Here is a 13608-nt window from a genome sequence, read left to right on the forward strand (position 1 = left end):
AACGCATTCCGAGCGTGTAAATGGCCGAGGGTACTCCTGCCGTACGGGCGATTTCAGGTGGTTGCTGAATATGACACAGCGATGATCCGGTCGGACTAAGCTCGCCCGCGGCGCACCGAGTTGAGATGTATTCGTGCGCTTGTTCCCAAAAGTTCCGAAGATTCGGTTTGACCACGCAGTTTCCCCCACGAACTCCCCCCCGACCCCAGCCGATTTTTCTCAGAGGGCATACATGGTGAGTGTTCAATCGCCTCCCGGTGGCCGTGAACTTCCCTACGCGCGTGTGCTGTTGCCGCCGGCCATACTGATGGCCGCCGTGACCGGGGCCGCCGTCGCCGTGGTGACGGGCCCGGCCCGGGCCGCCGTCGGCTGGTGCGGCGGCATCGCGACGCTGCTGGTGATCGCGGTCGCCGCCGAAGCCGTACGCCGTGGCCGCGTCATCCGTGACGTACGCGCCGAACTGGCCCGCCGTACCGCGTACCTGGAACAGCGCATCGCCGCCCACGAACAGGACATCGTGTGCTTCCACAAGGAAGTCCTGCCCGCCGCGATCAGGCGCATGAACCGCGGCATGAACCCCGACCAGGTGGCGCTCCGCTTCGGCGTCGACGACCCCAGCCTGCCCCAGATCTCCGAGGTGGAACGGGACCTGCTGGGCACCTTCCTCCAGTTGCTGGACACCGAGAAGCTGATGCTCGACTCCTCGCACCGGTCCTTCGTCAACATCGCCCGCCGTGTACAGGCGATCGTCCACCAGCAGAACAAGGAACTCCGTGAGATGGAGGAGGACCACGGGCGCAACCCCGAGGTCTTCGACGACCTGCTGCGTATCGACCACGGCACCGCGCTGATCGGCCGCCTCGCCGACTCCATCGCGGTGCTCGGCGGCGGCCGCCCCGGCCGCAACTGGCCCCAGCCCGTGCCGCTGTTCAGCGTGATGCGCGGCGCGATGTCCCGGATCCTCGAGTACCGCCGTATCGAGCTGCACTCCATTGCCGACGTCGCCGTCAACGGCATCCACGTCGAACCGGTCATCCACGCCGTCGCCGAACTGCTCGACAACGCGACGCGCTATTCGCCGCCGACCAGCAAGGTGCACCTGACCGCACTCAAGGTGCAGAGCGGTGTCGCCGTCGAGATCGAGGACTCCGGCGCCAGCTTCAGCGACGAGGCCCGCGGCAAGATGGAGGAACTGCTCCGGCAGGCCGCGGCCGGCACCGACCTCCAGGTTCTCGGCGAGGCCCCCCGGCTCGGCATGCCCGTCGTGGGCCGCCTCTCGGCGATGTACGACATGAAGATCGCGCTCCGGCAGTCCGCGTATGGCGGTGTCCGCGCGGTCGTCGTGGTGCCGAGCAAGATGCTCACCGAGGACCCCGCCCCCGCTCTCGCGCACGGCATCGGCGCGAACGCCTCCGCGACCATGGACACCGACGGGGTCGAGGGGCCCAACCGCAAGCCGAAGAAGCGTCGTCCGACCACCGGACCCCGCCGCCCCGAGGACGACGAGCCCCGGGACGACGACGCCCCCCTGGTCACCGAGTGGACGGCGGGCGGCCTGCCGCAGCGCCGCAGCCGGGTCAAGACCCCGCTCAGCCAGCGCTACGCCGAGGCGGCCCGGGTCGCCGCGGAGGAAGCGGCGGCCGCGGCGGCGGCGCCCTCCTGGGACACCGTGCCCGCCGCCCCGAAGGAGGAGAAGCCTCCACCAGGCCTGTGGGTCGAGTCGTTCTGGGAAGGCCTCAAGCGCGACCCGGACCCCAACGCGTTCACCAGGAAGAATCAGCCGGCCGCCGAGGCCGACGACGAGGGGGACCTCAAGTGATCCATCAGCGGGACGACTTCGACTGGATGCTCAGGGATCTCGCTGACGGTGTACCGGGTATCCAGCAGATCGTGGTGCTCTCCGCCGACGGACTGCGCATCGCACGCTACGGCGGCAACCCGGACGCCGCCGACCGCGTCGCCGCGGCCTGCGCGGGCCTGCAGAGTCTGGCCGCGGCGGTCGCCGGCGAGGTTCCGCACAGCGACGGCACGATGAACATGGTCCTCATCGAGGTCGACAGAGGCTACTTCTACCTGATGTCCGCCGGGGCCAACGCCTATCTCGCGGTCCTGGCCAACCAGGTCGCGGAGCCCGGCCTGATGAGCAACCGCATGCGCGACCTCGTCGCCCGGATCGGTACGCATCTGACCAGTCCGCCGCGGCGCAACGGGCAGACCGTATGACTCCTCCGCAACGCCGACGGCGACACCCCAAGCAAGAGTTCACCGAGCCTCCCCAGGAGCGGCCTCCCCAAGAGGAGCAGGAAGAGGACCCCAAGAATCCCGGGCGCCTGTACCTGCTCACCGGTGGGGGCGGGGAGGGTGAGCGGGCCGACCTGGACCTCGTCACCTTGATCGTGGCGCGCGCCGACGCGCCGTCGACCACCACCCAGCCGGAGCAGTCGGTGCTGCTCCGGCTCTGCCAGGCCCCGCTGTCCGTGGCCGAGCTCTCGGCCTACCTCAATCTGCCGTTCAGCGTGGTGACCGTCCTGCTCACCGAGCTGCTGGCGGCTGGACTGGTACAGGCACGCGCCCCGATCGTCCGCTCGGCGCTCCCCGACCGTTCCCTCCTCGAAGCGGTGATGCATGGACTTCAAAAGCTCTGACACGATCACCGGCCCGCGCGCCGAGGACCGTCTGCCGCACACGGCGAAATCCGCCGTGAAGATCGTGATCGTGGGCGGTTTCGGAGTCGGCAAGACGACCATGGTGGGTGCCGTCAGCGAGATCAAACCGCTGACCACCGAGGAGACCATGACGCAGGCCGGCATCGGCATCGACGACAACTACGGCTCGGAGACCAAGACCGCGACCACCGTCGCCATGGACTTCGGCCGCATCAGCATCACGGAGCAACTGGTGCTCTACCTCTTCGGCACCCCCGGCCAGGAGCGCTTCTGGTTCCTGTGGAACGGACTCTTCGAGGGCGCGCTCGGCGCGGTCGTGCTGATCGACACCCGTCGGCTGGAAGTCAGCTTCGAGGTGATCGGCCGTCTGGAGGAGCGCGGTGTGCCGTTCGTCGTCGCCATGAACACCTTCCCGGACGCGCCCAGCTATCCGATCGAGGACCTGCGCACCGCGCTCGACCTGTCCGAGGAGATCCCGATCGTGCAGTGCGACGCGCGCCGCCGGGCCTCCAGCCGGGACGTCCTGATGACACTGATGCACTTCCTGTACTCGCTCACGATGGACCAGGCACGCACCTGACGCCCGCGGTGACCTCGACTCTCCTCCCAGGACACCCGACCACCCCCGTGACCCCGGACACCCCCAAGACACCGGATCCACCTCAGTTTCGGAGCGATCACCGTGACGTCTGAATCCCACTCCCCGGCCGGTACGGACGACCGTACGCCCGCCCCGCCGCCCGGCTGCCCCGCTCACGGCCCCGGCCCCGGTCCCGGCGGACTGCACCGGCTGTACGGCACCGAGGCGGACGCGCTGGGAGACCTGTACGAGAGACTCCGCGAGGAGCACGGTGCGGTCGCCCCCGTCCTGCTCCACAACGACGTGCCGATCTGGATGGTGCTCGGCCATGCCGAGAACATGCACCTGGTGAGCACCCCCACGCACTTCACCCGGGACAGCCGGGTGTGGAACGCCGTCAAGGACGGCACGGCCGGCCCCGACCACCCGCTCGCGCCGCACATCGCCTGGCAGCCCATCTGTTCCCACGCCGAGGGCGACGAACACCTGCGGCTGCGCGGCGCGGTCATCGGCGCCATGTCGACCATCAACCACCGCACGATCCGGCGGCACATCAACCGGGCGACCCAACTGCTCGTCAACCGGTTCTGCGAGAAGGGCCGGGCCGACCTGGTCGGTCAGTTCGCCGAGCACCTTCCGATGGCCGTGCTGTGCGAGATCCTCGGCATGCCCGACGAGTACGACGACCGGCTGGTGCAGGCCACCCGCGACCTGCTCAGGGGCACCGAGACCGCGATCTCCAGCAACGAGCACGTCATGAACATCCTGATCCGGCACACCGCCCGACGCCGGGCCCAGACCACCGCGGACTTCACCAGCGTCCTGATCAACCACCCGGCCGGGCTCACCGACGACGAGGTGTCCCAGCATCTGCGCCTCGTACTGCTCGCCGCCTACGAGGCCACGGCGAACCTTCTCGCCAACGTGCTGCGCGTGGTCCTCATCGACCCCCGCTTCCGTGCCCGGCTGAACGGCGGCCAGATGACGGTGCCCCAGGCGGTCGAGCAGTCCCTGTGGGACGAACCGCCGTTCAGCGCCGTCCTCGGCTACTTCGCCAAACAGGACACGGAGTTGGGCGGTCGGCAGATCCGTCAGGGAGACGGCCTGATCCTGGGGATCGCGCCGGGCAACATCGACCCCAGGGTACGTCCCGACCTCAGCGCCGACATGATGGGCAACCGCGCCCACCTCGCCTTCGGCGGCGGGCCCCACGAGTGCCCGGGCCAGGACATCGGCCGCGCCATCGCGGACGTCGGCGTCGAGGCGCTGCTCATCCGGCTGCCCGACGTCGAACTCGAAGGCGACGAGGAGGAGTTGCGCTGGCGCTCGTCGATGTCCTCACGGCACCTGGTGGAGCTGCCGGTGTACTTCCAGCCGCAGGCGCCGCAGGACGTCGAGGAAGTGCCCTCCATCAACCCCATCCCGCGGCAGCTGCCGAGCCTGCGGGTCACGACGGACGAGCCGACGGAGGCGCCCGGCCCGCAGCCGCTGCCGTCTCCCGCCGTGCCGCCGACACCGGAACCCGTACGCCGCCTCGGCGCCTGGCAGCGTTTCCTGCGCTGGTGGCGGGGCTACTGAGCCTGGTCGTCGACGATCACGTCCCCTGGGCCCAGTCGTCGTACGAGGACCAGGCCCGCAGCACCCGCTCGCTGACGAACCGGTGCGCGCGCCCCGTGATCGGATCGGTGAACTCCAGTACCCGCGCCAGCAGTTGGAGCGGACGCCGGAAGTCACCGGCCGGTACGGGGCCGGTCACCACCGGGTAGAGCGGATCACCGAGGATCGGCACGCCCAACGCGGTCATGTGCACGCGTAGTTGATGGGTCTGCCCGGTGTGCGGGAGCAGGCGGTAGCGCCCGAGTCCGTCGCGGTGGTCGGTGAGTTCGACCTCCGTGACGGCGTTCGGCTCGCCCGGCACCTCGCGCGCGGCCATCACCCCGCGCTCCTTCACGATCCGGCTGCGGACCGTCCGCGGGGGCGCGAGCCCCGCGTCGTACGGGGCCACCGCCTCGTACTCCTTGCGGACCAGCCGGTCGCGGAACAGCGTCTGGTAGGCGCCGCGCTCCTCGGGCCGCACGGTGCACAGCACGAGCCCGGCGGTGAGGCGGTCCAGCCGGTGCGCGGCGCCGATCGTCGGCAGCGCGAGCTCCCGCCGCAGCCGGGCCAGCGCGGTCTCGGCGACATGGCCCCCGCGCGGGGTGGTGGCGAGGAAGTGCGGCTTGTCGGCGACGACGATGTGCTCGTCGCGGTACACCACGTCGAGGGCGAACGGGACCGGCTCCTCGTCGGGCAGCTCCCGGTGGAACCACACGAACATCCCCGGCTCGTACGCCGTGTCGGGGGCCACCGGACGCCCGTCGGCGCCGACGATCAGCCCGTCCCCGAACATCCCGTCGATCACCCCGGGCCCCGCCGCGAGCCGCTCCACCAGATGCTCCCGCACGGTGGCCCACCCCCCGTCCCGCGGCAGCCTGACCCGCACGGGGTCGACTCCGTCGCGCTGCGGCAGGGGGGAGGGCGGGATCCGGGGCTTGCGTCTCACCTGGTCAAGCGTACGAGGCTCGGGCGGGGGAGGGGCTCAGGCGTACGAGGCCGGGACCGCCTCGGGAGTCTCCGCCGCCGGTGTCCGCGCCCGGTAGGCCCGGTACGCGGCGCCCGCGACCAGGGTCAGGCCCAGGAACAGCACCGTGAACCACTGGAAGTACCAGTGCCCGCCCGCCGGGTCGTACACCGCCGCCCGCGGCCAGGCGAGGTTGACGGTCATGAAGAGACCGTAGAGGAGGGCGATCGCGTTGACGGGGACGCCCCAGCGGCCCAGCGAGAAGAGCGGGGCGCCCGTCTCGTCGGTGCCGTCGGCGGTGAACTCCCCGCGCAGCCGGCGGATCAGCAGCGGACCGGTCACCATCGCGTACGCCAGGTACAGCATCACGATGCAGGTGGTGCCGATCGCCAGGAAGGCGTCCGGGGAGGCGAAGTTGAGCAGCAGCAGGGCGGCGGCGAGGACGCCCACGACCAGGGCGGGGGCGCCCGGCATGCCGGTGCGCGGGTTGACCTGGGCGAGGCGGCGGGAGAAGGGGAGCTGGTGGTCGCGGGCCATCGAGAAGAGCATGCGGCAGGCGGCGGTCTGGATCGCCAGGGTCGCCACCGCGATGGCCACCACGACGTCGGCGAGCAGTGCGCGGCCGACCCCGTCGCCGAGGCTGCTGGTCAGGACGTAGCTCAGGCCGTCGACGCCGAGACGGCCGTCGGTGAGGCTCGGCGCGGCGAGCAGTCCGCCGAGCACGATCAGCCCGCCGAGCAGACCCGCCGCGCCGAGCGCGGTGAGGATCGTACGGGGCGCGGTGCGGCGCGGGTTGTGGGTCTCCTCGCTCATCTCACCGGCGCTGTCGAAGCCGATCATGACGTACGCGGCCATGAACGAGCCCACCATCAGCGCCCCGAACAGGCCGGTGCCGCCCTCGCCGGTGTGGAAGGTGATGCCGGGGGAACGCTCGGAGTGGGTGAGCAGGAGCACGATGATCAGGACGGCGCCGATGATCTCCGCGGTGACGCCGATCCGGTTGATCAGGGACATCACACGGTTGTCGATGACGTTCACCAGCGTGGTCAGCACGAGCAGGATCACGCCGAGGACCGCCGCGTTGGCCGCGCCGTCCGGGCTGGTGGGGGTCGGATCGCTGCCGACCAGCTGGAAGCCCGACCAGATCGCGGGCAGCACCATCTGCAGAGCGAGCGCCGCCGCCGCGACCACCACGATCTGACCGATCACCATGATCCAGCCGGCGAACCAGCCGAAGGAGAGGTTCGACAGACGGGAGGACCACTGGTAGATCGCGCCGGAGATCGGATAGCGCGCGGCGAGCTCCGCGAAGCAGGCGGCGACCGTCAACTGGCCCACCAGCACGGCCGGCCACGTCCAGAAGAAGACGGGGCCGCCGAACGCGTACCCGAAGGCGAAGAACTGGAAGACGGTCGTCAGGACGGAGATGAAGGAGAAACCGGCGGCGAACGAGGCGTACCGGCCGAGGCTGCGGTGCAGCTCCTGGCGGTAACCGAACTCGGCCAGCGAGCGGTCGCCGGAGGACTCCGGTGGATCGGGGCGTACGTCGGAGGGAGCGGTGGTGGTCACGGCGGCACCTGCCTTCGGCGCGGAAGGGTGGGCGGAACGGGGGTGAGCCGAATTCCTGTCGGGTGACAGAAATTAGGGAGACCCTGTTTCGCCCGCGTGACGCGGCCGTATCCGCGGCGGGCCTAACTCCTCACGTCCTTGCCGGGGGAAGAGGCACTGCCCGACTGGAAGTAGCGGGTTGAAGATCCTGAACGCCGGCGCGTGGCTCAAGGAGGGGATCTGGGAGAAGGTGATCCTCGGTCTGGGCGACTGCGAGGGTGCGGCCTTGACGCCTGCGTACCAGTTCCCCTCCATGGAGGTGACCATCAAGGCCGTGGCGGCGGTGTGGCTGTCGATCCGTACGTTCAGGTCGTACCAGCGCTCCGCATGACCCGAGGGGCGGGAGTCAGGAGGCGGTCGGCGCGGTCGCCTCCTGCTCCGCCTCCACCTGCGCGTTCCAGTCCCGCTTGCTCGCCTGCCAGCCGTCCTCGTTGTGCCCGAGGCGCCAGTAGCCAGAGATGGACAGGTCCTCGCGCGGGATCTCGCGCTCGACCCGCAGCAACCGGCGCAGCTCCTTCACGAAGCCCGCCTCGCCGTGCACGAACGCGTGCACCCGGCCCGCCGGGAAGTCGAGGGCGCGGACGGCCTCCACCAGCGCCTCGCCGATGGGCCGGTCGCCGCGGTGCAGCCAGACGACCTCCACGTCGGAGTCGATCTTCTGCTCCTCCTCGCGCCCGGAGATCTCCACGAAGGCGCGGGCCACGGCGCCGTCCGGCAGCGCCTCCAGCGCGGCACTGATCGCGGGCAGCGCGCTCTCGTCACCGGCGAGCAGATGCCAGTCGGCGCTCGCGTCGGGCGCGTAGGCGCCACCCGGACCCATGAACCGCACGACCTCGCCCGGCTGGACGCGCGCCGCCCACGGCCCGGCCAGGCCCTCGTCGCCGTGCACCACGAAGTCGAGCGTCAGCTCGCGCAGTTCGGGGTCCCAGGCGCGCACGGTGTACGTGCGGGTCACCGGCCAGTGCTCGCGCGGGAGTTCCTCGCGAATCCGCTCCATGTCGAAGGGCTCGGTGTAGGTGACACCCTCCGGGGCGAACAGCAACTTCACATAGTGATCGGTGCTGGCGCCCGCGGTGAACTCGGCGAGGCCCTCGCCGCCCAGCACGACACGCTGCATATGGGGAGTCAACCGCTCGGTCCGCACGACGCGCGCGGAGTGGGGCTTCCTGGACCTGCGTGCCGGACGCTCTGCCATGACGGCCTCCTCGTTCACTCGCTTAGGCTTACCTAAGTTAGCATCTCTCCCTAGTTAACACCCCCCGCGTGAGAAGCTCCTGAGTTCCCCACGACGGGGCTCGGGTCGCGCGGTGGGAGGGGTCGAGTCCCGCTCCACGAGTAAGGTTACCCTAAACTGAGAATGGCATTCTTAGAGATGAGAATGTCAATCCCCGTCCTCCATGGTTGATTCGGCCGATCGCGTCGACTTCAGTCGCCGAGCGTGGTGAGCAACCGCTGCAGCGATCCGCCCAGACCCCAGCGCGCGGCCAGCTCCTTCAGTGCGGCCGGGTCGCGCGGCGTGTGCGGCAGCGCCGTGTCGACGTCCGGCAGGGGGACGTCACCGGCGACCCGTACGACCTTGGGCGCGACGGCGACATACGGCCGCGACTCGTCGAGCCGCTTGCGCTGAGAAGGCGTCAGTTTCGCCTTCGGATCGTCGACCGCGGCCATGATCGCGGCCAGGTCGCCGAACTGGTCGAGCAGCTTGGCCGCTGTCTTCTCGCCGATCCCCGGCACCCCCGGCAGACCGTCGCTCGGGTCGCCGCGCAGCAGCGCCAGATCCGCGTATCCGCTGCCGTCGACCCTGTACTTCTCGCGCAGCCAGGTCTCGTCGGTGAGCTGGAGCGTGCCCACGCCTTTGAGGGGATACAGGACGCGCACCCCCCGCTTGTCGTCGACGAGTTGGTAGAGGTCGCGGTCGCCGGTGACGATGTCGACCGGGCCGTCGGCGTGCCCCGTGAAGGTGCCGATCACATCGTCCGCCTCGTACCCCTCGACCCCCACGCGCGCGATGCCCAGCGCGTCGAGGACCTCCTCGATGACCGGCACCTGCGGGGAGAGGGTGTCCGGCACCTCCTCCTCGTCCGGACGGCCGGCCTCGGTCTCCACGGCGACGCGATGCGCCTTGTACGAGGGGATCAGGTCGACCCGCCACTGCGGGCGCCAGTCCGCGTCCATACAGGCCACCAGGTCATCGGGGCGATGGTCCTTGACCAGCCGGTCGATGAAGTCGAGCAGCCCGCGCACGGCGTTCACGGGCGTGCCGTCCGGGGCCTTCACCGAGTCGGGGACCCCGAAGTAGGCCCGGAAGTACAGGGAGGCGGTGTCGAGCAGCATCAGGCGTCTGGTCACGCCTCGCATCATGCCGTACGGCACTGACAGTGACCTGGACCACTCCTGTGTTTGCTCCGTGTAAGCGGGGGCAGGCGCGGCATCGGGACAAACCCGGTTGCTCATTCAACTGTCCGATCGAGAGGCACACGTGTCATCCAGGCTTGAGGCCGAGCATTTGTACAAGGTGTTCGGGAGACGACCCGACGCCGCGGTGGAACGGCTCCGTCAGGGAGCCGACCGTGAGGAACTGCGCGCCGACGGCACCACCGCCGCCGTGATCGACGCGTCCTTCACGGTGGAACCCGGCCAGATCTTCGTCGTCATGGGCCTGTCCGGATCCGGCAAGTCCACCCTCCTGCGCATGCTCAACGGGCTCCTGGAACCCACCGCGGGCCAGGTGCGCTTCGACGGCCAGGACCTGACCGCGCTCAGCGCCCGCGCGCTGCGCGAGGTGCGCTCGAAGAAGATCAGCATGGTCTTCCAGCACTTCGCGCTCTTTCCGCACCGCAGCGTCCTGGAGAACGCGGCCTACGGCCTGGAGGTCCAGGGCGTACCGGGCGCCGAGCGCAAGGAACGCGCCACCAGGGCCCTGGAGCTGGCCGGACTCGCCGGCTGGGAGAAGTCCTGGCCCGACGAGCTGTCCGGCGGTATGCAGCAGCGCGTCGGCCTCGCCCGCGCGCTCGCCACCGACGCCGATCTGCTGCTGATGGACGAGTCGTTCAGCGCGCTCGACCCGCTGATCCGCCGCGACATGCAGGACCAGCTGATCGAGCTCCAGAAGAAGCTCAAGAAGACCATCGTCTTCATCACCCACGACCTCAACGAGGCGATGCGCCTCGGCGACCGGATCGCCGTCATGCGCGACGGCCGCATCGTCCAGATCGGCACCGCCGAGGACATCCTCGTGCGCCCGGCGGACGACTACGTCGCGTCCTTCACCCAGGACGTCGACCGCTCCCGCGTGCTGACCGCCGGGGTCGTCATGGACACCGGCATCCGCGGCGACGAGGCGGACTGCGACTGCGAGACCGCCACGCCCGACACCCCCTTCGTGGACCTCTGCGCGATCAGCGCGCGTCTCACGCACCCGGTCGCGGTCCTCGACGCACAGCGCCGACTCGTGGGCGTGGTCCCGCGGCAGCGGCTCGTCGGATTCCTCGGCGACCAGCAGGGGGAACCCACTGCCTGCGCCACACCGCGCGACAAGGGCGACAAGGTGGTGACGGCCGGTGCCTAGGATCCCGTTCGGCGACTGGGTCAACAGCGCCGTCGACTGGCTGCTGAACCACATGGCGTGGCTCTTCGACTTCCTCAAGACCGTCTTCCAGGGCACGTACGACGGCATCGACGCCGTCCTCCAGGCCCCCGAACCGCTGCTCCTCGCGGGCATCTTCGCGGTGATCGCGTTCTGGCTGCGCGGTACCTCCGCCGGTGTCCTCACCTTCGTGGGATTCGCCTTCATCGACTCCCTCGAACTGTGGGAGGACGCGATGGTGACCCTCTCGCTGGTCCTCGTCGCCACGATCATCGCGCTCGTCGTCTCGGTGCCCGTGGGCATCTGGGCGGCGCGCTCCGACCGGGTCAGCGGCATCGTCCGCCCGGTGCTGGACTTCATGCAGACGCTGCCCGCGATGATCTACCTCATCCCGGCGATCCTGTTCTTCGGCACCGGCGCCCCGGCCGGCATCGTGGCCACCCTGATCTTCGCGCTGGCCCCCGGCGTCCGCATGACCGAGCTGGGCATCCGCCAGGTCGACAAGGAACTCGTCGAGGCCGCCGACGCGTTCGGCACCACGCCCCGCAACACCCTGCTGCGCATCCAGCTGCCGCTGGCCCTGCCGACCGTCATGGCGGGCGTCAACCAGGTCATCATGCTGGGCCTGTCCATGGCCGCCATCGCGGGCATGGTCGGCACCGGCGGCCTCGGCGGCGACGTCAACGAGGCCATCGGTCAGCTGAACGTCGGCCTCGGCTCCGAGGCGGGCGTCGCCATCGTCGTCCTGGCGATCTACCTGGACCGCATGACCAGCGCCCTGGGTATCCAGGTCTCCCCGCTCGGCCGCCGCGCCGCCGCCAGACTGCGCGCCGCGCAGGGCCTGAAGATCTGGTCCTACCGCCCCCGCGCGGCCGTCGCCGTGATCGGCGTCGTGGCGCTCGCGCTGGTCGCGGGCGGCATGGGCGTCTTCGGCGGATCGAGTACGTCGTCCACCGCGGCGGACGACGAGAACGTCGGCCAGGGCAAGAAGATCACCATCGGGTACATCCCCTGGGACGAGGGCGTCGCGTCCACCTTCCTGTGGAAGGAGATCCTCGAGGAGCGCGGTTTCCAGGTCGACGTCAAGCAGTTCGACGCGGGCCCGCTGTACACCTCCCTGGCCCAGGGCGACATCGACTTCCAGACGGACTCCTGGCTGCCGACCACCCACGAGCAGTACTGGAAGAAGTACGGCAGCAGGCTCGACGACCTGGGCTCCTGGTACGGTCCCACCTCACTGGAGCTGAGCGTCCCCTCGTACATGAAGGGCGTCGACTCCCTGGCGGACCTCAAGGGCAAGGCCGGCACCTTCGGTGGCAAGATCACCGGCATCGAGTCCAGCGCCGGAATGATGGGCCTGCTCAAGAGCAAGGTCCTGAAGGACTACGGCCTCGACAAGGAGTACAAGGTCGTCGACAGCTCCACGCCCGCCATGCTGGCCGAGCTGAAGCGCGCGTACGCCAAGAAGGAGCCGATCGTCGTGACCCTCTGGTCGCCGCACTGGGCGTACAGCGACTACGACTTGAAGAAGCTCAAGGACCCGCGGGGCGCCTGGGGCAAGGGCGACGGCGTGCACACGCTCTCCCGCAAGGGCTTCGCGCAGGACAACCCGGTCGTCGGGCAGTGGCTGAAGAACTTCAGGATGACCGAGAAGCAGCTCACGGGTCTCGAGGCGGAGATCAACAAGGTGGGCAAGGGCAAGCAGCAGGACGCGGTGCGCGCCTGGCTGAAGCGGAACCCCGGAGTCGTCGACAAGCTGGCCCCGGTCAAGAGCGCCGCGGCCGCCGCCGAGACGAAGCGCCCGCTGGACGTGGCCTGGTTCCCCTGGGACGAGGACGTCGCCGTGACGTACCTCTGGAAGAACGTCCTGGCGCGGCGCGGCTACAAGCTGAACCTCAAACAGATGGACGTCGGCCCCGTCTACACCGGCCTCGCCTCCGGCGACCTGGATCTCAACTTCGACGCCTGGCTTCCGTACGCCCAGTCGAACTACTGGGACCAGCACAAGAACGACCTGAGAGACCTGGGCACCTGGTACCGGCCGACCTCTCTGGAGATCGCCGTGCCCTCGTACGTGAAGGACGTCAAGTCCCTCGCGGACCTCAAGGGCAAGGCGGGCACCTTCGGCGGCCGGATCATCGGCATCGAGCCCGGCACCGGCGAGATGAACCTCCTGAAGACGAAGGTGCTTCCCGGCTACGGCCTGGACAAGGAGTACAAGGTCGTCGACGGCTCCACGCCCGCGATGCTGGCCGAGCTGAAGCGCGCGTACGCCAAGAAGCAGCCGGTCGCCGTCGTCCTGTGGTCCCCGCACTGGGCGTACAGCGAGTACGAGCTCACCAAGCTCACCGACGACAAGAAGCTCTTCGGCGAGGGGAACACGATCCGGACCATCTCCAGCAAGAAGTTCCCCGAGCAGTACCCGCAGCTGACCGAATGGGTCAAGAACTTCAGGATGAGCGAGACCGAACTCGGCACCCTGGAGAGCGAGATCAAGCAGCGCGGCCAGGGCCATGAGGAGGCGGCCGTCGTGGCGTGGCTGAAGGAGCACCCGGACGTGGTGGAGCGGATGACGCCGCAGTAGCCGAAGGGCGTTCGGCGAGGGGTG

The 13608-nt window shown here is 69.5% G+C and carries 12 protein-coding genes; 8 read left to right on the forward strand and 4 right to left on the reverse strand.

The features are described 5' to 3' along the window. The first annotated feature begins 232 nt into the window (after positions 1-232). From OG819_RS26560 to OG819_RS26580, 5 genes are all read left to right on the forward strand, one after another. Positions 233-1819, forward strand: coding sequence for an ATP-binding protein (locus tag OG819_RS26560; RefSeq protein WP_266623372.1), 1587 nt, complete (start codon positions 233-235; stop codon positions 1817-1819). Beyond that, positions 1816-2223: a roadblock/LC7 domain-containing protein gene (locus OG819_RS26565; protein ID WP_266415991.1), complete on the forward strand. Its 408-nt coding sequence runs from the start codon at positions 1816-1818 to the stop codon at positions 2221-2223. The genes OG819_RS26560 and OG819_RS26565 overlap by 4 nt, the downstream gene beginning before the upstream one ends. Then, positions 2220-2645 carry a DUF742 domain-containing protein gene (locus OG819_RS26570; protein ID WP_266623371.1) on the forward strand — a complete coding sequence of 142 codons (426 nt, stop codon included), beginning with the start codon at positions 2220-2222 and terminating at the stop codon, positions 2643-2645. Before OG819_RS26565 ends, OG819_RS26570 begins: the two co-directional genes overlap by 4 nt. Then, positions 2626-3246, forward strand: a complete 621-nt coding sequence (locus OG819_RS26575) for an ATP/GTP-binding protein (RefSeq protein WP_266415996.1) — start codon at positions 2626-2628, stop codon at positions 3244-3246. The genes OG819_RS26570 and OG819_RS26575 overlap by 20 nt, the downstream gene beginning before the upstream one ends. 102 nt (positions 3247-3348) lie before the next feature. After that, entirely contained in the window at positions 3349-4824 is a 1476-nt protein-coding gene (locus OG819_RS26580; RefSeq protein ID WP_266651329.1) for a cytochrome P450, read from the forward strand. Between the two features lie 16 nt (positions 4825-4840). On the opposite strand, the gene OG819_RS26585 is transcribed toward OG819_RS26580, so the two are convergent. Continuing rightward, on the reverse strand, positions 4841-5788 hold the full coding sequence (locus OG819_RS26585; RefSeq protein WP_266623368.1) for an RluA family pseudouridine synthase: 948 nt from the start codon (positions 5786-5788) through the stop codon (positions 4841-4843). A 36-nt stretch (positions 5789-5824) separates the two neighbouring features. Continuing rightward, entirely contained in the window at positions 5825-7375 is a 1551-nt protein-coding gene (locus OG819_RS26590; RefSeq protein ID WP_266623366.1) for an amino acid permease, read from the reverse strand. Positions 7376-7553: 178 nt separating this feature from the next. On the opposite strand from OG819_RS26590, the gene OG819_RS26595 reads away from it, so the two are divergent. After that, complete coding sequence (locus OG819_RS26595) at positions 7554-7745, forward strand: hypothetical protein (RefSeq protein WP_266651330.1); 192 nt, start codon at positions 7554-7556, stop codon at positions 7743-7745. A 15-nt stretch (positions 7746-7760) separates the two neighbouring features. Here OG819_RS26595 and OG819_RS26600 read toward each other — a convergent pair whose 3' ends face one another. After that, positions 7761-8609, reverse strand: coding sequence for a siderophore-interacting protein (locus tag OG819_RS26600; protein WP_266651331.1), 849 nt, complete (start codon positions 8607-8609; stop codon positions 7761-7763). A 230-nt stretch (positions 8610-8839) separates the two neighbouring features. After that, positions 8840-9772, reverse strand: a complete 933-nt coding sequence (locus OG819_RS26605; RefSeq protein ID WP_266652853.1) for a 5'-3' exonuclease — start codon at positions 9770-9772, stop codon at positions 8840-8842. 121 nt (positions 9773-9893) lie between these two features. Here OG819_RS26605 and OG819_RS26610 point away from each other — a divergent pair, with 121 nt between their 5' ends. Next, positions 9894-10982, forward strand: coding sequence for a betaine/proline/choline family ABC transporter ATP-binding protein (locus tag OG819_RS26610; RefSeq protein ID WP_266651332.1), 1089 nt, complete (start codon positions 9894-9896; stop codon positions 10980-10982). After that, complete coding sequence (locus OG819_RS26615) at positions 10975-13584, forward strand: ABC transporter permease/substrate binding protein (protein WP_266651333.1); 2610 nt, start codon at positions 10975-10977, stop codon at positions 13582-13584. Before OG819_RS26610 ends, OG819_RS26615 begins: the two co-directional genes overlap by 8 nt. Positions 13585-13608 lie beyond the last annotated feature (24 nt).

The sequence above is a fragment of the Streptomyces sp. NBC_01549 genome (assembly GCF_026339955.1).
Classification (GTDB): domain Bacteria; phylum Actinomycetota; class Actinomycetes; order Streptomycetales; family Streptomycetaceae; genus Streptomyces.

What these genes read in the sequence shown, in the direction of transcription:
- OG819_RS26560 (WP_266623372.1), top strand. Translation starts at nt 233, where the DNA reads ATGGTGAGTGTTCAATCGCCTCCCGGTGGCCGTGAACTTCCCTACGCG.
- OG819_RS26570 (WP_266623371.1), top strand. Translation starts at nt 2,220, where the DNA reads ATGACTCCTCCGCAACGCCGACGGCGACACCCCAAGCAAGAGTTCACC.
- OG819_RS26575 (WP_266415996.1), top strand. Translation starts at nt 2,626, where the DNA reads ATGGACTTCAAAAGCTCTGACACGATCACCGGCCCGCGCGCCGAGGAC.
- OG819_RS26600 (WP_266651331.1), bottom strand. Translation starts at nt 8,609, where the DNA reads ATGGCAGAGCGTCCGGCACGCAGGTCCAGGAAGCCCCACTCCGCGCGC.
- OG819_RS26605 (WP_266652853.1), bottom strand. Translation starts at nt 9,772, where the DNA reads ATGCGAGGCGTGACCAGACGCCTGATGCTGCTCGACACCGCCTCCCTG.